Source organism: Streptococcus porcorum (assembly GCF_053203725.1).
On record NZ_JBRUDG010000039.1, the window covers coordinates 1 to 17,178 of the forward strand.

Sequence of the window (17,178 nt, forward strand, 5' to 3'; positions counted from 1 at the left end):
TTCAGGAACTTTGAAAACTTTAAAAAACGGATTTTGATTGCCTTGAACATAAAGAAAGAGAGAACGAATTTCGTCCTCTCTAGGTGTTAGCTTTTCATCTACCCACTACAGTTGACAAAGAGCCAAAGAATTATAGTCATACCAGCTTGATTTATTCTTCAATAATATCAATATCTGCGCCTAAAGCACGTAATTTCTCAATAATGTTAGAATAACCACGTAAAATAAATTCAATATTAGTGATTTCTGTTCTTCCTTTAGCCATCAAACCTGCTGTGACTAAGGCAGCCCCTGCACGAAGGTCTGTCGCTTTAACAGGAGCTCCCGTCAACTGATTTGGACCATCATAAATAATGGTTGAGCCAATTGTTTTAATATTGGCACCCATGCGCGCTAACTCTGGCACATGATTGACACGCTTTTCATAAATCGTATCAACTAAATTCCCACGTCCCTCAGCTTTCAATAATAAAGGGGTCACAGGCTGTTGTAAGTCCGTTGCAAAACCAGGGTAAGGAGCAGTACGGATATTAACTGGTTTTAAAGCTTCTTGTTTTTCTACAAAAATACTATCTTCTTCAATTGTCATCCGAACACCCATCTCATCCAACTTCGCAATGAAACTTTCTAAATGCTCGTATAAAACATTCGTGACTCGAATCCCTTTACCCACAGCAGCAGCAAGAGCGATATAAGAGCCAGCCTCGATACGATCTGGAATAACTTGATGACGCGTCGAACCTAAATAATCAACCCCTTCAATAGTAATCACATCTGTCCCTGCACCGCGAATACGAGCTCCCATGTTATTTAATAAAGTGGCCACATCAATAATCTCAGGTTCCCTAGCAGCATTTTCAATAACAGTTTTTCCCTTTGCCTTAACAGCCGCAATCATGGTATTGATAGTAGCACCTACTGTCACAATATCAAAATAAATATGAGTTCCATGCAATTGACCACTTTCTGTAGCTAAACGCATGTTATCTCCCTCATAGGAAACTTTAGCTCCCATAGCTTCAAAAGCTTTTAAGTGCAAGTCAATTGGACGTGGCCCTAAATCACAACCACCTGGCAAACCTACAGTCGCTTCTCCAAAACGTCCCAACAAACTACCATAAAAATAATACGAAGCACGTAAACTATTGATTTTTCCATAAGGCATGGGGATATTTTTGACCCCACGAGGATCGATTTCTAAAGTTTCCCCCTCACGAATCACACGAGCTCCCATGATTTCCATAATTTCAATCAAGCTATCAACATCACTAATTGCTGGAACACCGTCTAAAATAACGATATCATCAGCTAGCAAAATAGCAGGAATTAAGGCAACCACACTATTTTTAGCACCAGATACAGCAACTTCACCTGTCAATGGTTTACCACCATTGATGACAATTTTTCTCATACTTTCTATTCTTTCATAAATAATATTTCAACCTTCTTATTGTATCATTTAGTAAACAATTTGACAAATAGAATTATCTATTTTTTACATTTTTATCACTAAAATATTACAAAAGCATGACACTCCAGAGTATCATGCTTTTTTTCTAATTAAACTAATGAAAGTAATAAATCTACTTAAAGGTAATGCTTTAAGCTATCAACCTTATCCAAACGTTCCCAAGGAAGATCAATATCCGTACGTCCCATATGACCATAAGCTGCCGTTTGTTTATAAATTGGACGCTTCAAATCAAGCATCTGAATAATACCAGCTGGACGCAAATCAAAAACTTGGCGCACAGCCGCTTCTAATTCTGACTCTGCAACCGTACCAGTCCCAAAAGTGTCTACCCTAATAGAAACCGGGTGAGCTACCCCGATGGCATAGGCAAGCTGAACTTCTGCTTTTTTAGCAAAACCTGCTGCAACAATATTTTTAGCAATATAACGCGCTGCATAAGAAGCTGATCGATCCACTTTTGTGGCATCTTTTCCTGAAAAGGCTCCTCCGCCGTGGCGCGCATAACCACCATAAGTATCGACGATAATCTTACGACCAGTTAAACCTGAATCTCCTTGAGGGCCTCCAATTACAAAACGTCCTGTAGGATTAATAAAATATTTTGTCTCCTCATCAAGATACTTTTCTGGGATAACTGCTTTAATAACCTTGTCAATCACATCTTGATGAATCTGCTCATTTGAGACTTCTGGATCATGCTGCGTGGAAATGACAACGGTATCTACACGAACAGGTTGATTATCTTCGTCATATTCCACAGTAACTTGACTTTTAGCATCTGGACGAAGGTAGGCAATTTGACCAGATTTACGCAATTCTGCTAAACGACGGACCAAAGCATGACTAAGCGAAATCGGCAGCGGCATCAACTCTGGTGTTTCATCTACCGCAAAACCAAACATAAGTCCTTGGTCTCCTGCCCCAATCAAATCCAATGGATCTTGCTCCTCATTTCCACGAACCTCAAGAGCCTCATTCACCCCTTGTGCAATATCAGGTGATTGTTCCACTAAAGATGGATGCACACCTACAGCTTCTGCAGAAAAACCATACTCTCCTTTAGTATAACCAATCTCAGCAATAGTATCACGGACCACACGGTGAATATCAACATAAGCTGTGGTTGAAATCTCGCCAAAAACATGAACTGATCCTGTATAAACCACTGTCTCTGCTGCAACGTGTGCTTCTGGATCTTGCTCTAAAATAGCATCTAAAATAGCATCTGAAATTTGGTCTGCAATCTTATCTGGGTGCCCCTCAGATACTGATTCAGACGTGAAAAGTTTACGTTCTGACATTTGACATGTCCCCCTTTTAAATAATAAGTCACTTAAAAATACAAATCGTCTCTGATTTTCAAGTCAGTTAAAAAGTTACAAAGCACTGATTGAGACAACAATCACCTTTTCGGGACTAATTAACTTATCCATTATATCATTGTCTTTTCAAAATAGAAAATCTTTTTAAAAATTTGACATAGTTATTTTCTATAAGCAGTCATATACTTTTTGAATAACTTGAAATCACCCAAGGTTTTGCTATACTTATCTTATGAAAACCTACGAAAAAATCTACCTTGAATTAAAACACCAACCCGATTATATCAGCGGAGAAACGTTAGCAGAAAATTTATCTGTTTCACGAACTGCAATTTGGAAAGCCATCAAAACTTTAGAAAATAAAGGACTAACGGTTGAATCCACAAAAAATAAAGGCTATAAGCTTGTTAGCGGAGATCTCTATCTTAAAGACCAATTAGAAGAACGATTAAACTTCCCTGTTCAAATCCTTGAAAAAAGTCAATCCACTCAGATCGATGCCAAAAATGGACTAGAGAAAGGAGCTCCTGCTCCTACTCTTTACTTAGCTCAAGAGCAAACAGCTGCTAAAGGAAGATTCGGTCGATCTTTCTTTACGGATAAAACAGGTGGCATCTATATGTCCTTACACCTTAAACCCAATTGCCACTATCAGGATGTGAAACCTTATACCATTATGGTAGCAAGTAGCTTGGTGAAGGCAATCTCTCGATTAACAGGTATAGAATGTGATATCAAATGGGTTAATGATATTTATTTAAATGGTAAAAAAATTGCTGGTATCTTAACAGAAGCTATAACATCAGTTGAGACAGGTCTAGTAACAGATGTCATCATCGGAGTAGGCATCAATTTCTTTATTTCTACCTTTCCTGAAAATTTATCGGAAATAGCAGATAACCTTTTTCAAACAACTCCAAGTATTACGAGAGAAGATTTAATTTGCAGTATGTGGAACATTTTTTTTGAAACTCCTGAATATGACTTGGTGAAATACTACAAGGATAAGTCACTTGTCCTTCATCAAACCATTACTTACCTTGAACAAGAACAAGAAAAACAGGCTAAAGTATTAGACATTACCAACCGTGGGGAATTGCTGATCCAAACTGGAGAAGAAAAAAAGACGCTCTCCAGTGGTGAAGTTCGCCTTATTTCTTGGTAGTCTTATCAATAGCCTTCATTACGCGACTAAGTACCAAACTCGTATAAAGTTTTCTAATCAATAAAAATGCCCAAAAGCCTGCAAAAAAATACTCTTGATCAAAGATCGCTTGGTTAAACAAATAGGTTTCTACGGCTGTACCTAAAGCAAAAATAAGAAATTGTTGTCTTGTCATGGTGACATTATAGCATAATTTCTCAAATAAAACATACCAAAAACACATTAGAAAGGGGTAAAATAGACTCCTCCTAATGTGTTTTTTCATTCATAAATTAAAATGTCTAGCTTTCTTCCACGATAATTTTGTCAGCCAAAAAATCAAATCCTTCTGGGATAATGAAAGCTCCTTGGTCTTCTTTATGATTTTCTGTCTCACTATCTTGCTTTTGCGCTTTTAGTTGCTTAGCAAACTCTGATCGAATGCGGTTGAAATCCTCTTTAGGAACTGCCATGATTTTAGGGGAGAAATCGGCCACCTTACTCATAATATTTCCAACAATTGTGTTCAAATCTTCACGACGCATAGCTTGTTCAGCATTAAATGCGGCATCAAAAGCCAAGATGGCATTGTCGCTATTTGCAAGAACAGGTTCTGATCCCAGCAAAAGAGCTCGATTTTGTGGTGAAATACTATCTAAAATTTCATTCCAAGCAGATTTTAAAGCGTCCAAATAAGCTCTAGATTGCTCACTGTCCTCCACCGTTTCTTTCATAATGGTCATAATTTTAACCTTATCAACCTTGTAGGTTACTTGTGACTTAAGTTGAGAAAGATTGGAACTAGACTTCACTGATCCTGTTTCCAGTTTTTTTAGTGCCTGCTTTAATTCTGCGATCTCAGCTTGAAGATGGCTTAATTCTTGCGTCAACTCCTCTGTTAGACCAATATGATTTCCCTTTTCCTCTGCTAATCTGATGGTCATCATTTCCGCATAAACTTTCGGATGGGAACCATTTTTTATATCTTGCAAGGCCTTTGTGACCTCCTCAATCATGGCAAAGAGACGTTCTTTAGGAAGTTGCAAGTTCATCTCAAACACTTGACCAGAATGGGTGTTCGTACCGCCTGTTTGAACAACTAAGAGATCTCTAAAATATTGTAGTAAGTCGGTTGCAAAACGACTCATACTTTTTCCATTCTCAAAAATGGTGTTCAAATTATCTAAGGCCGCACTTGCATCTTGCTCACGGATATGAGCAACATAGTCATCTAAAGCCTTTAAACTAATACTTCCTGTAATTTCTTCTGCTATGCTGACTTCTACACGATGATGGCGTGTTAAACTAAGTGCCTGATCCAAAATTGATAAAGCATCACGCATTCCCCCTTCAGCTCTTCTAGCAATAATTTCTAGAGCCTCTTGGTCAAAATCAATTCCTTCCTTATCAAGAATAAATGCAAGATGGTCACAAATAGCAAGAGTATTGATCGCTTTAAATTCAAAGCGTTGAACACGAGATAAAATTGTTGCTGGAATTTTATGTAGTTCCGTGGTCGCTAAAATAAAAACGACATTTTCTGTTGGTTCCTCAAGCGTTTTCAAAAGAGCATTAAAAGCACCTGTGGAGAGCATATGGACCTCATCAATGATATAAACTTTATATTTTGCAACACTGGGAGCATAAGTCGATTTATCACGAATGTCTCGAATTTCATCCACACCATTATTTGAAGCGGCATCAATCTCAATCACATCCTCAAGGCTACCTTCTGTGATCGCTTGACAAATATAACAAGTATTACAAGGCTCTCCTCCTACTTGATTAGGGCAGTTCATCGCTTTAGCAAATATCTTGGCAGAACTTGTTTTTCCTGTCCCACGTGGACCTGAAAAAAGATAGGCATGACTTATTTTTTCATTTTCTACCGCCTGACGTAGTGTAGTGGCAATTAAAGATTGCCCTACCATTTCTTCAAAGGTTTGGCTACGATACTTACGATATAAGGCTTGATACATTAACTCTCAACTCCAAACATACTAAAGTCCCATGTTGTTTTTTCCACTAGAAGTGTTACAAATTGTTCTAAATAAGCTTGGTCAAGATCGTCGTAATCTCCCACTAAATGTGAATCCAAATCCAAGACCCCTATCAATTGTCCTTCTTTTACCATCGGAACAACAATCTCGCTTCTTGCTGCTGAATCACAAGCAATATAGTTAGCATGTTTTGTCACATCATCAACAATCATAGTCTGCCTCTTTTGTGCAACCTCGCCACAAACTCCCTTTCCTAAAGCGATCCGAACACAAGAAACTCCACCTTGAAACGGTCCTAAAATCAATTCCTTTCCATCAAAAAGATAAAATCCTGTAAAAACAGAATTTGGTAGTGTTTGCTTCAAAAGAGCACTCATATTGGATAAATTGGCTAAAGCACTACTTTCTTTCTCCAACAATAATCCTGCTTGTGCCAACATCAGTTCATAGACATTTTTTTTATCTTGCTCTGTCATTCTAGTCTCCTTAACAGTCATTCTTATCTATTATAGCAAATTTCTTTTCCACATCACATAAAAAAGAAAGATAGCCAAGGAAATCCTAGGCTACCCTTAATTGCTAATCTTAATAGTACTCCCCTTGACGGTAGTTCCATGAGTTAAAGTGATCAGATAAATGCATCATAATTTTATCAATATCCAAACCTTTACGGATCACAACTGGACATGGCTCAATAGAACGGCTACCTTCACCTTGCTCAGGGATTAACTTACCATCTGCATCAACCATTGAAACCATAACACCTTGCTCATAGCGTGTTTCAATAGTTTTATCTGGTTGGATTGAGGCTACATAATCATCTGCTTCAATAACAAGGTCAACCTTAGATTCGATACGCTCACCGATTCCCTCAACTTTACCGCGGTTTCCTTTACCTGATGGGTTAGCTGATGAAGCATAGACCATTTTTCCTTCTTTTTCCCACATCTCTTTAGCGATTTGCTCACCTGCAACACCAAATTTGATAACAAAACATGATGTCCCACGCACATCTGTCATCAACTCCTCACGACCATCACCAAAAGCTTGAAGTTTGGCATAAGCATCTTCACGCCATGGCAAGATACAACCTAAAAGAATATCTTCATCCCAATGTTTTTGGTAAAAGGCATCAATTTCTGGTGTTAATTGAGCAAGGGCACGAAGCTCTTCCATGCTACCGCAAAGGACAACACCTGGTTTATTACGATTACGTTCTTTGGCATCAAATTTACGCTCCAAACCAGCTTTATCAGATGTCATGATGATGTAACCAACCTTAGTTGGACACACGATACATCCTCCTTCACCATTAAGAATATCAAATCCTTCTTGTGAAAGATTGCCGTCCCATTGAATGTGTTTTGTCATAATATATTCTCCATCTAAATTTCTAAATACTTATCCATTTTATCATGTTGTTAACTGAAAATCAATCTATTTTCAGAATTTTCCAAACTATTATCTCTATTGCCAATAACTTGGACGATTTTTCTCATATTCTGCAATCAAATCCTCAAATTGCAAAGTAATCCCAATATCATCCAAACCTTCTATCAATTTTTTCTTCCAGTCAGCATCAATCTCAAATGAAAATTCTCCAACTGGTGAAATAATTTTTTGTTGAGGTAGGTCCACAGTAACCTCATCTTCTGGCGAAAGATTAGCTAATTGTTCTCTAACCTCTATAGGTTGAACAATCGGAAGCATGCCATTATTTAATTCATTATTGTAATGAATATCACCAAAGGATCCTGCTATCACCACTTTAAAGCCATAATCTTCTAGAGCCCAAGCTGCATGTTCTCGAGACGAACCAGCACCAAAGTTATCTCCTGTAATCAAGATAGTAGCTTTTCGATAGGCCTCTTGATTAAAAATAAAATCAGGATTTTCAGTATAGTCATCATCTAGGTAGCGCCAAGAGTACATCAAATACTTTCCAAAACCCTTTTTATCAATTAACTTTAAAAATTGTTTAGGAAGAAGTTGATCCGTATCGATATTATCATTCATTAAAGGGACAGTAGTTCCTTTATAGACTGTAAATTTTTCCATCTTGCCTCCTATTGCACTTCTGGTAATTGACGAACATCTACAAAGTGGCCTGCAATAGCTGCTGCTGCTGCCATCGCTGGACTACACAGATGAGTTTTTGCTCCAAAGCCTTGGCGATCTTCAAAGTTACGATTACTTGTTGAAGCACAATGCACTCCTGAAGGAACCTTATCCGGATTCATTCCTAAACACATGGAACAACCAGGATCACGCCACTCAAAACCAGCCTCTATAAAGACCTTATCAAGTCCAAGTTTCTCTGCTGCACGCTTGACAGGGCGACTTCCTGGAACCACAATGGCAGTGACATGAGGAGCAATCTTTTTCCCTTTCACAACTTTTGCTGCCAAGGCTAAATCACTCAAACGAGCATTCGTACAAGATCCTAAAAAGACATAACCAATTTCAATATCCTCTGCCTTTTGACCAGGTTTTGTTCCCATATATTCATAGGCTCTCTCATCATTCATATCTCTAATTTCTGGAAAAGCTTGATCAAAAGAAACCCCCATCGCAGGATTGGTTCCCCAAGTCACCATAGGAGCCAAAGTCGAAACATCCATTCGAATCACCTTGTCATACACAGTATCTGAATCTGATACCAGTGTTTTCCAATCGGCTACTGCCTCTTCAAAATCTTTCGGAGCGCCAGGACGACCTTTTAAATAATCAAAAGTCGTTTGATCAGGGTTCATAATTCCCATCTTAGAGCCAAATTCAATAGACATATTACAAATGGTCATCCGCTCTTCCATACTCAAGCGATCAATTGCTTCTCCAGTATATTCAACCACATAACCAACTCCACAAGCAACCCCATACTCAGCAATCAAAGCTAATATAAAATCTTTAGAATAAACACCTTTTTGAGGTTTTCCAGTAAACTCAACCAACATGCGTTTAGGTTTAACTTGCCAGATTGTCTGTGTTGCAAAAACATGCTCGACCTCTGAGGTACCGATACCAAAAGCAATCGCACCAAATGCTCCATGTGTTGCGGTATGACTATCCCCACAAACGATAAATTTCCCTGGTTGTGTCTTTCCAGTTTCTGGACCGACCATATGTACAATACCCTGATTTTCAGAACCATGTGGTGCATGCTCTATCCCAAAATCCTTAACATTTTTCGCTAAAGCATCAATTTGTGCCTTGGAAATAACATCTCGAATATCATAAATGTTAACAGTTGGGACATTGTGGTCAAAAGTGCCAAAAGTTAAATCAGGGCGACGTAGTTGACGTCCTGCATCTCTTAGACCTTGGAAGGCTTGGGGACTGGTCACTTCATGTATATAATGTTGGTCCACATACATGAGTTGAGGTTCTCCTTCATTTCCTGTAATAACATGACGGTCCCATAATTTATCAAAAATCGATTTTCCACTCATTTTTTACTCCAAATCAGATATAATATCAAGCCATCTACGATAAGTCCAATATACCATGTCACAATAAAGTACCATTTTCTTGTCTTATGTCGCCATTGATAAGCGGCAAACATGGCACCCATTCCACCTAATAAAAGGCTCTCTAGTAGTAAGACTTTCTCTGGAATACGCCACTGTTTTCTTCTAGCTTTTTTCTTATCGCTAACATAAGTCATATAAACTAAAAGATTCCAAAACAGTAGGCCAATCGTCAATTGTATCGCCATCACTTATAAATGACTTATGATCGCTTGGGTCATCTCAATCGTAGTCGCTTCACCCCCAAGATCTCTCGTCAAAACGCCTTGAGCAAGAGTCTTAGCAACAGCTCCTTCAATCATCTCAGCTCCAGCTACCTCACCAAAACTTTCGCGTAACATCATTGAAACCGATAAAATCATACTAATGGGATTCGCAATCCCTTGTCCCGCAATATCTGGTGCTGAACCATGAATAGGCTCATACAAACTTGGTCCATTTTCAGAATGACTAGCCGAAGGCATTACCCCCAATGTTCCAGGTAAAACACTGGATTCATCGGATAGGATATCACCAAATAGATTTTCAGTTACCACAACATCAAATCGGGCAGGGTTAGTAATCATCATCATAGCAGCAGAATCCACTAATTGATGTTCCAAGGTAACTTCTGGGTACTCCTTTGCAACCTCTTCAGCTACTTGACGCCATAATTTTGATGTCGCTAAAACATTTTGTTTATCAATGCTGGTCACTTTTTTTCTACGACCACTAGCAATGTCAAACGCTTTTCGCATAATACGACGAATTTCATCAGCAGAATAATCATTAGTATCTCTTGCGGAATCCTCATTTAAGAGATGCTCTCCAAAGTAAATCCCACCTGTCAACTCACGAACAACTACAAAATCTACCCCTTCAATCCGCTCAGACTTTAAGGGAGAAAGATGTTTTAAGGCATCAAAAATCTTAACTGGGCGAATATTAGCAAATAAATTCAATTCTTTACGAATCGCCAACAAGCCTTGTTCTGGACGAACAGGAGCATCATCATACTGAGGACTACCAATAGCTGCCAATAGAATCGCATCTGCTTGCTGACTAGCAGATAAGGTGTCTTCTGGAAGGGGATGACCAACTTGATCAATCCCAGCTCCTCCAAATGCCTTTTCTTCAATACTATAATGAAAGTCAATTTTTTTAGCAACAGCAGATAGAACTTCTAATCCTGCCGCCATAATTTCTGGGCCGATACCGTCTCCTGCTAAAGTCACAATTTTTTTTGTCATATGTCGCCTCATTTATTTATTTGGAAATTCAAGGTCTTTTTCAGATACTTTATGACCAATCTCACCAGAGTTTTCTTTTTGAACAAGTGTATTGGCATTAATGTACGCAATTGCTCCAGCTTTTAGAACATCAAAGTCAATCCCTGAAGCATTGAAAATCGTACCAGTGTCAACATTTTCAACAGAAACCGAAACACGCGCCTGTGCATCAATGCCATCTGTAACAGCATCCATACTATAGCTAAGCAATTTCACGGTCTGGTTGAAGAATTTATCAACAGCATTATAAATCGCCTCAACTGATCCCTTACCATTGGCAATCACTTCAACCTCTTCTTGATCAATATTCACCATAATAACATCTGCAGTGACGGTATCATCAACGTTTGATGTCAACTTAAGATCTTTAAAGTGGAAGCCTTCTGGGTTTTCGATATCATTACCTGCAACCAAGGCACGAATATCTGCATCTGTAATGTCATGTTTTTTATCTGCCAAGGCTTTAAATTTAGCAAATAATGCTGTGATTTCTGATTCCTCAAAGCCAAGATCCAGTTCTTTTAATTTTTCAACAAAGGCATGTCGTCCAGAAAGTTTACCAAGTGGCAGTGAGTTTTTCTTAACTCCAACCAATTCTGGAGTAATAATTTCATAGGTCAATGGATTTTTTAGGACGCCATCTTGATGGATACCTGATTCATGCGAAAAAGCATTTCCTCCAACAACTGCTTTATTTTTAGGAATCGCAATACCTGAAAAACGTGATACTAATTCAGCAGTATTAACAGTTTCTTTTAAGACAATTGGACTTTCAGCTTGATAATAATCCTCACGAATATTAAGGGCAACAGCCACCTCTTCAAGAGCAGCATTTCCTGCACGTTCTCCAATACCATTGATCGTCCCTTCAACACGACCTGCGCCATTTTTAACCGCAGCAAGCGTATTAGCGACAGCCATGCCAAGATCATTGTGACAATGTGGGCTAAAGATGATCTGACGTTCAGATTTCACATTTTCAATTAGATATTTAAAAATATGGCCATATTCTTCAGGTGTGGTGAAACCAACTGTGTCAGGAATATTGATGTAAGTCGCCCCAGCATCGACAGCTGTTTGCACTACTTGTAAAAGATAATCTAACTCTGTTCGTGTCGCATCTTCAGGCGAAAATTCCACTACCTCAAATTTAGAACGCGCATAAGACACATGCTCTGTGATAAGTTGCAAAATTTCTTCCTTAGATTTTTTTAGTTTAAATTCTCGGTGAATAGGACTAGTTGCAATAAACACATGAATTTGTGGGAATTTTGCATCTTTAATCGCCTCATAGCAGGCATCAATATCAGATTTAACGGATCGAGCAAGACCTGATACTGCTGTTGTTTTCATAGCCGCTGCAATCTGTTTCACTGCTTCAAAAGAATCTGGACTAGCTGCTGGAAAACCAGCTTCAATTGACGAAATCCCCCACTTTTCCAGCTGTTTGGCAATAGCAACTTTTTCTTTAATCGAAAAGTTGACACCTGGGGTTTGCTCTCCATCACGAAGAGTTGTATCAAGAAATTCCACTTTGTGCATAAGAATACCACTTTCTAAAATCTAATAAAATAAAAAACATCTCCCGGAAAACCAGCGAGATGTTTTTCACTATCCCGCTTGGTAAGCCAAACAGGACTAATGCAATTTCCAGCATTAGCCCTCCTGTCGCAACAACAATGTAAATGAAATTGTTTGAATAGACATTTGACTTTTCCTCTCGATGTAATAATTATTAATATAGTACCTTCTTTTTTTTTAATTGTCAATAAATAATTGCTGATTAATGCAAATTTTCTGAAAAATCTGTCAACATCTGGAAATAGAAAAAGAGAGGGAAATCCCCTCTTACTTCTCATTTAAGATACTAGCAACTTTTGTATTGATTAAATCAATCGCAACCACATTACTAACACCTTCTGGAATGACAATATCTGCATAACGTTTTGTTGGTTCAATAAACTGATGGTACATAGGCTTTACAACACTGGTATATTGCTCAATGATACTATCCAAACTACGACCACGCTCTAACATATCGCGCTTTATACGTCGGATAATGCGAATATCATCATCTGTATCAACAAAAATCTTAATGTCCATCAAATCACGAAGGCGTTTGTCTTCCATGACTAAAATCCCTTCGATAATAAAAACATCCTGAGGTTCCTGACGATAAGTCTTTTCACTACGCGTATGCTGGGTATAATCATAAATAGGAATATCGACTGGACGCCCTTCAATCAACTCTTTTAGTTGTTCAATCATAAAATCAGTATCAAAAGCCAAAGGATGATCATAATTGGTCTTAATACGTTCATCAAAGGTTAAATGATCTTGATTTTTATAGTAAGAATCATGTTCAATCATAGCAATTTTAGCATCTGGAAAATTAGCTAAGATTGCCTGGGAAACACTTGTTTTCCCTCCACCAGATCCACCTGTAACACCAATGATAATAGGTTTTTTGCGCATTATTTTCTCCATTTTAAAAACTGTCTTTCTGAACTATTCTACACTATTTTTAGAAATTTGACCACCTATAAAGAACAGAACATCAGAACAAGGTGCATTTATGTTATAATAGAGTAAATGTTAGGGAAATGAGGCTACAACATGTTAAAACTTGGTATTATTGGAACGGGAAGTATCTCCCATCATTTTATCGAAGCTTGTCGCCTTTCAGGCGCATATCAATTAGCCGCTGTCTATTCTCGACATCAGGAAACGGCTGAAACTTTTATCACAAATTATTCAAATTGTAACATTTTTACAGATTTAAGGGAATTTCTAACCAGTGATCTTGACATCATCTACATCGCAAGCCCGAATTCCATTCATTTTGAACAAGCTAAGGCTGCCATCAAAGCAAAAAAACATGTGATTGTTGAAAAACCAGCGTTTTCAACACCAAAAGAACTCCAAGAGATTCTTCAATTGGCTAAAGATAATCACGTTTTTTTCTTTGAAGCTGCAAGAAATATCCATGAAAAAGCTCTTGAAACCGTTAAACTGTTTCTATCTCATAAGACAATTATCGGAGCAAGCTTTAATTATGCTAAATATTCTTCAAAAATGAACGCCCTACTAAATGGTGAGCATCCAAATATTTTTTCCTCTAAATTTTCAGGAGGGGCTCTAGCTGACTTAGGTGTTTATCCCATCTATGCTGCTATTTATTTATTTGGAAAACCACTTTTAGCAAACTATACGGCGAGCTTACTTGATTCTGGAGTCGATATCAACGGTGATGGCAACCTTATTTACCCAGACTTTCGTGTTAGCATCAAGACAGGTAAAAACTATGAGACCACCTTACCTGCAGAAATCTATACCACAGATGGAACGCTTATTCTGAATCACATCCAAGCAATTAGCTCGGTAACTTTTAAAAAACACGATGGGTCTTGTGAAGAGCTCTCCCTTAACAACCTTCAGCATCCTATGCTAGAAGAAGTCATTTGTTTTTCCAATATTATCAAATCAAATGACCTAACACACTATCACTCCTTATTAGAGCTGGCTCAAGGAGTCAGCCACACCCTTTTTACCATGCGACAAGATGCTGGTATTAGATTTGAGGCAGATTATGATTAACCAATTTCCGAAAGTCTGGCAAGACCAGATGACGCAATTCAATTTTGACACCTTCACTCCTATCCAAACAAATGCATTTGATCCCATTACATCTGGAGATAACCTACTTGGTATTAGTCCTACAGGAACAGGTAAAACCCTTGCTTATTTATGGCCAAGTCTCTTAAAACTGAAGCCTAAAAAATCACAACAACTCCTTATCCTAGCTCCTAATACAGAGTTAGCTGGTCAAATTTTTGAGGTAACCAAATTATGGGCCGAACCTCTAGGATTGGTAGCACAGCTTTTCTTATCTGGCTCTAGTCAAAAAAGACAAATTGAACGCCTAAAAAAGGGACCTGAAATTCTCATTGGTACTCCTGGACGTGTGTTCGAGTTGATTAAACTTAAAAAAATTAAAATGATGAATGTAGATACCATCGTTTTGGATGAATTTGATGAACTCCTCAGTGAGTCACAGTTCCATTTTGTGGATAATATCTTAAGACGGGTTCCACGTGAACATCAACTCATCTACATGAGCGCGACCTCTAAAATCGATCACGCTAAACTCGCAGAAAATACAATTAAAATTGATGTTAGCGAGCAAGAAGAGAGCCAAATCAAACACTATTATATGTTGCTAGATAAACGCGAACGTTTAGAATTTTTAAGAAAATTCTCCAATATATCTGATTTTCGTGCCCTTGTTTTCTTTAATAGTTTATCAGATTTAGGAGCAGCTGAGGAGCGTTTGCAATTTGCTAATAGCAATGCTGTATCTCTTGCTAGTGATATTAATGTCAAGTTTAGAAAAGTTATTATTGAAAAATTTAAGAACCATCAATTATCGCTTCTTTTAGCTACTGACCTTGTCGCTAGAGGAATTGATGTGGATAACTTAGAATATGTCATCAATTTTGAAGTTCCTAGAGATAAAGAAGCCTATACCCATCGCGCTGGTCGTACAGGACGAATGGGAAAAGACGGTATCGTTATTACTTTTGTTACTCATAAAGAAGAATTAAAGCAACTTAAAAAATATGCTACCGTCAAGGAAGTAAAATTGAAAAACCAACAACTTTTTATTTTGTAACTCCAATAAAAAACTTCTATCCTTGAAAGGATAGAAGTTTTTTTGATTTATAATGATTATTGAATATCAAAGACCACTGATTTGACACGAGTCATTGCTTCAATTGAGTAACGGATACCTTGTGTACCAGCACCTGAACCTTTAACACCCAAGAATGGGAAGTTATCTGTTCCACGTTGTGTTTTGTTGTTGATATGCACTGTACCAACTTCAAGTTTCTCTGCAATTGCAAAAGCTTTAGGGAAATCTTGAGTAAAGACTGCTGATTGTAGCCCAAACTCTGACTTGTTCGCAATTTCAATAGCTTCTTCAACTGATTTCACACGAATAATTGGAAGAACTGGACCAAATGGCTCTTCCCAAGCAACACGCATATCTGTTGTAACATGGTCAAATAAAGTTGGCCATAGAAGGTTGCCTTCACGTTTGAATGGTGTTAATTCAGTAGCACCTTTCTCTTGGGCATCGCGAACCAAACCTTCAATGTAATCTGCTGAACCTGAATCAATAACAGGAGTAATATCTGCGTTATCAAACGGATCTCCAACAGTTAGTTTTTCAACTTCTGCTTTAATCAATCCTGCAAGCTCATCTGCTACACTTTCAAGGACAAGAACACGCTTAATCGCAGTACAACGCTGACCTGAGTAGCTAAGCGCCCCACCAACAATATCTTTAGCAGTTTTAGCAAGATCAGCATCTTCAAGAACGATAGCCGCATCCTTACCACCAAGTTCCAACATAATAGGACGCATACCAGCCATCTTACCGATACGCTCACCAATTGGTGTTGAGCCTGTAAAGTTGATGAAATCAACTGCTTTATGCTCATTGAGGTAATCTCCAATTTCAGAACCTTTACCAGTGATAGTATTAAAGACACCAGCAGGTAATCCTGCTTCTGCAAAAGCCTCAGCTAAGAGAAGACCTGAAATTGAACCTTGTGTTGGTGGTTTAAAGGCAACAACGTTTCCTCCAATAAGAGCAGGTGCAATCTTAGAACCTGAAAGGTTTACTGGGTAGTTAAATGGAGCAATCGCAAGTACCAAACCAACTGGTTCACGACGAACAACCGCAATTTTTTTCTTGCTTGCTGCTTCAAAACTTCCACCTTCAAGGACTTCACCTGATAAACGGACACCTTCTTCAGCTGCATAACGAATAAGATCTGCTGTACGTACAACTTCTGAGATAGCAGCCTTGATACCTTTAGAGACTTCTTTTGCAAGAATAGTACCGATTTTTTCTTGGTCACGTTCTAAGATATCTGCTACCTTGTGTAAATAAGCGGCACGCTCAACATAAGAAAGTGCTCGCCAAGCTGGAAGGGCTTTTTTAGCTGACTCATAAGCATAATCTACTTCCTCACGGCTCATAGCAGGTACAGAACCTAGCTCTTCACCATTAGCAGGAGCATATATTTTAATTTCGTTTTCAGAAAGTTTCCACTCTCCGTTGACATAGTTTTTATATTGTGTCATTAGGACTCTCCTTTAATGATAGTAAGACTATTTTATCATTTTAAATATATTTTTCAAGGTTTTGCTACACTAAAATTCAGAAAATTTTGACATAAACTGCAAGAAGCAACTTTTTTGATCAGAATAACAAGAAAACAAGACTAATAGCCTTGTTCTCTCTTAATTTGGCTCTTTGTCAACTGTAGTGGGTAGATGAAAAGCTAACACCTAGAGAGGACGAAATTCGTTCTCTCTTTCTTTATGTTCAAGGCAATCAAAATCCGTTTTTTAAAGTTTTCAAAGTTCCTGAA

17 protein-coding genes are annotated in these 17,178 nt (G+C 38.1%); 3 read left to right on the forward strand and 14 right to left on the reverse strand.

Annotated elements, in window-relative coordinates; all coding sequences use genetic code 11:
- Positions 1-151: 151 nt before the first annotated feature.
- Both murA and metK read right to left on the reverse strand, forming a co-directional pair.
- Positions 152-1,411 carry a UDP-N-acetylglucosamine 1-carboxyvinyltransferase gene (gene murA / locus ACVRWY_RS08490; RefSeq protein ID WP_354369780.1) on the reverse strand — a complete coding sequence of 420 codons (1,260 nt, stop codon included), beginning with the start codon at positions 1,409-1,411 and terminating at the stop codon, positions 152-154.
- A 176-nt stretch (positions 1,412-1,587) separates the two neighbouring features.
- Positions 1,588-2,775 (reverse strand): methionine adenosyltransferase, encoded by a 1,188-nt coding sequence (gene metK / locus ACVRWY_RS08495; protein ID WP_354369781.1) that lies wholly within the window; start codon positions 2,773-2,775, stop codon positions 1,588-1,590.
- A gap of 253 nt (positions 2,776-3,028) precedes the next feature.
- Here metK and birA point away from each other — a divergent pair, with 253 nt between their 5' ends.
- Entirely contained in the window at positions 3,029-3,961 is a 933-nt protein-coding gene (birA, locus tag ACVRWY_RS08500; RefSeq protein WP_354369782.1) for a bifunctional biotin--[acetyl-CoA-carboxylase] ligase/biotin operon repressor BirA, read from the forward strand.
- Here birA and ACVRWY_RS08505 read toward each other — a convergent pair.
- From ACVRWY_RS08505 to udk, 11 genes are all read right to left on the reverse strand, one after another.
- Positions 3,948-4,136 carry a DUF3272 family protein gene (locus ACVRWY_RS08505; protein WP_354369783.1) on the reverse strand — a complete coding sequence of 63 codons (189 nt, stop codon included), beginning with the start codon at positions 4,134-4,136 and terminating at the stop codon, positions 3,948-3,950. The two genes, birA and ACVRWY_RS08505, sit on opposite strands and share 14 nt — an antisense overlap.
- A 106-nt stretch (positions 4,137-4,242) precedes the next feature.
- Entirely contained in the window at positions 4,243-5,919 is a 1,677-nt protein-coding gene (dnaX, locus tag ACVRWY_RS08510; RefSeq protein ID WP_354369784.1) for a DNA polymerase III subunit gamma/tau, read from the reverse strand.
- Complete coding sequence (msrC, locus tag ACVRWY_RS08515; protein ID WP_354369785.1) at positions 5,919-6,416, reverse strand: free L-methionine (R)-S-oxide reductase MsrC; 498 nt, start codon at positions 6,414-6,416, stop codon at positions 5,919-5,921. The genes dnaX and msrC overlap by 1 nt, the downstream gene beginning before the upstream one ends.
- A 109-nt stretch (positions 6,417-6,525) precedes the next feature.
- Positions 6,526-7,311 (reverse strand): L-threonylcarbamoyladenylate synthase, encoded by a 786-nt coding sequence (locus tag ACVRWY_RS08520; protein WP_354369786.1) that lies wholly within the window; start codon positions 7,309-7,311, stop codon positions 6,526-6,528.
- Positions 7,312-7,407: 96 nt separating this feature from the next.
- Positions 7,408-7,998 carry a 3-isopropylmalate dehydratase small subunit gene (leuD, locus tag ACVRWY_RS08525; RefSeq protein WP_354369787.1) on the reverse strand — a complete coding sequence of 197 codons (591 nt, stop codon included), beginning with the start codon at positions 7,996-7,998 and terminating at the stop codon, positions 7,408-7,410.
- Between the two features lie 8 nt (positions 7,999-8,006).
- Positions 8,007-9,389, reverse strand: a complete 1,383-nt coding sequence (gene leuC, locus ACVRWY_RS08530) for a 3-isopropylmalate dehydratase large subunit (protein ID WP_354369788.1) — start codon at positions 9,387-9,389, stop codon at positions 8,007-8,009.
- The gene (locus tag ACVRWY_RS08535) at positions 9,386-9,655 is read right to left on the reverse strand and encodes a DUF1294 domain-containing protein (RefSeq protein WP_354369796.1); all 270 of its coding nucleotides are present in this window, start codon (positions 9,653-9,655) and stop codon (positions 9,386-9,388) included. Before ACVRWY_RS08535 ends, leuC begins: the two co-directional genes overlap by 4 nt.
- A 3-nt stretch (positions 9,656-9,658) precedes the next feature.
- A complete protein-coding gene (gene leuB, locus ACVRWY_RS08540; protein WP_354369789.1) occupies positions 9,659-10,696 on the reverse strand; it encodes a 3-isopropylmalate dehydrogenase in 1,038 nt (345 codons plus the stop codon).
- A gap of 12 nt (positions 10,697-10,708) precedes the next feature.
- Entirely contained in the window at positions 10,709-12,277 is a 1,569-nt protein-coding gene (locus ACVRWY_RS08545; RefSeq protein WP_354369790.1) for a 2-isopropylmalate synthase, read from the reverse strand.
- Positions 12,255-12,392 carry a hypothetical protein gene (locus tag ACVRWY_RS08550; protein WP_354369791.1) on the reverse strand — a complete coding sequence of 46 codons (138 nt, stop codon included), beginning with the start codon at positions 12,390-12,392 and terminating at the stop codon, positions 12,255-12,257. The genes ACVRWY_RS08545 and ACVRWY_RS08550 overlap by 23 nt, the downstream gene beginning before the upstream one ends.
- Positions 12,393-12,583: 191 nt before the next feature.
- A complete protein-coding gene (gene udk, locus ACVRWY_RS08555; RefSeq protein WP_354369792.1) occupies positions 12,584-13,210 on the reverse strand; it encodes a uridine kinase in 627 nt (208 codons plus the stop codon).
- A gap of 141 nt (positions 13,211-13,351) precedes the next feature.
- Between udk and ACVRWY_RS08560 the strand changes: the two genes are divergently transcribed.
- Both ACVRWY_RS08560 and ACVRWY_RS08565 read left to right on the forward strand, forming a co-directional pair.
- On the forward strand, positions 13,352-14,332 hold the full coding sequence (locus ACVRWY_RS08560) for a Gfo/Idh/MocA family protein (RefSeq protein WP_354369793.1): 981 nt from the start codon (positions 13,352-13,354) through the stop codon (positions 14,330-14,332).
- Positions 14,325-15,407, forward strand: a complete 1,083-nt coding sequence (locus ACVRWY_RS08565) for a DEAD/DEAH box helicase (RefSeq protein WP_354369794.1) — start codon at positions 14,325-14,327, stop codon at positions 15,405-15,407. Before ACVRWY_RS08560 ends, ACVRWY_RS08565 begins: the two co-directional genes overlap by 8 nt.
- 56 nt (positions 15,408-15,463) lie before the next feature.
- Here ACVRWY_RS08565 and ACVRWY_RS08570 read toward each other — a convergent pair whose 3' ends face one another.
- A complete protein-coding gene (locus ACVRWY_RS08570; RefSeq protein WP_354369795.1) occupies positions 15,464-16,888 on the reverse strand; it encodes an NADP-dependent glyceraldehyde-3-phosphate dehydrogenase in 1,425 nt (474 codons plus the stop codon).
- Positions 16,889-17,178: the final 290 nt, after the last annotated feature.

Bases quoted from the DNA above. Each gene is read 5' to 3' on its own strand.
- murA (WP_354369780.1), bottom strand. From the start codon at position 1,411: ATGAGAAAAATTGTCATCAATGGTGGTAAACCATTGACAGGTGAAGTT.
- metK (WP_354369781.1), bottom strand. From the start codon at position 2,775: ATGTCAGAACGTAAACTTTTCACGTCTGAATCAGTATCTGAGGGGCAC.
- birA (WP_354369782.1), top strand. From the start codon at position 3,029: ATGAAAACCTACGAAAAAATCTACCTTGAATTAAAACACCAACCCGAT.
- ACVRWY_RS08505 (WP_354369783.1), bottom strand. From the start codon at position 4,136: ATGACAAGACAACAATTTCTTATTTTTGCTTTAGGTACAGCCGTAGAA.
- dnaX (WP_354369784.1), bottom strand. From the start codon at position 5,919: ATGTATCAAGCCTTATATCGTAAGTATCGTAGCCAAACCTTTGAAGAA.
- msrC (WP_354369785.1), bottom strand. From the start codon at position 6,416: ATGACAGAGCAAGATAAAAAAAATGTCTATGAACTGATGTTGGCACAA.
- ACVRWY_RS08520 (WP_354369786.1), bottom strand. From the start codon at position 7,311: ATGACAAAACACATTCAATGGGACGGCAATCTTTCACAAGAAGGATTT.
- leuD (WP_354369787.1), bottom strand. From the start codon at position 7,998: ATGGAAAAATTTACAGTCTATAAAGGAACTACTGTCCCTTTAATGAAT.
- leuC (WP_354369788.1), bottom strand. From the start codon at position 9,389: ATGAGTGGAAAATCGATTTTTGATAAATTATGGGACCGTCATGTTATT.
- ACVRWY_RS08535 (WP_354369796.1), bottom strand. From the start codon at position 9,655: ATGGCGATACAATTGACGATTGGCCTACTGTTTTGGAATCTTTTAGTT.
- leuB (WP_354369789.1), bottom strand. From the start codon at position 10,696: ATGACAAAAAAAATTGTGACTTTAGCAGGAGACGGTATCGGCCCAGAA.
- ACVRWY_RS08545 (WP_354369790.1), bottom strand. From the start codon at position 12,277: ATGCACAAAGTGGAATTTCTTGATACAACTCTTCGTGATGGAGAGCAA.
- ACVRWY_RS08550 (WP_354369791.1), bottom strand. From the start codon at position 12,392: ATGCTGGAAATTGCATTAGTCCTGTTTGGCTTACCAAGCGGGATAGTG.
- udk (WP_354369792.1), bottom strand. From the start codon at position 13,210: ATGCGCAAAAAACCTATTATCATTGGTGTTACAGGTGGATCTGGTGGA.
- ACVRWY_RS08560 (WP_354369793.1), top strand. From the start codon at position 13,352: ATGTTAAAACTTGGTATTATTGGAACGGGAAGTATCTCCCATCATTTT.
- ACVRWY_RS08565 (WP_354369794.1), top strand. From the start codon at position 14,325: ATGATTAACCAATTTCCGAAAGTCTGGCAAGACCAGATGACGCAATTC.
- ACVRWY_RS08570 (WP_354369795.1), bottom strand. From the start codon at position 16,888: ATGACACAATATAAAAACTATGTCAACGGAGAGTGGAAACTTTCTGAA.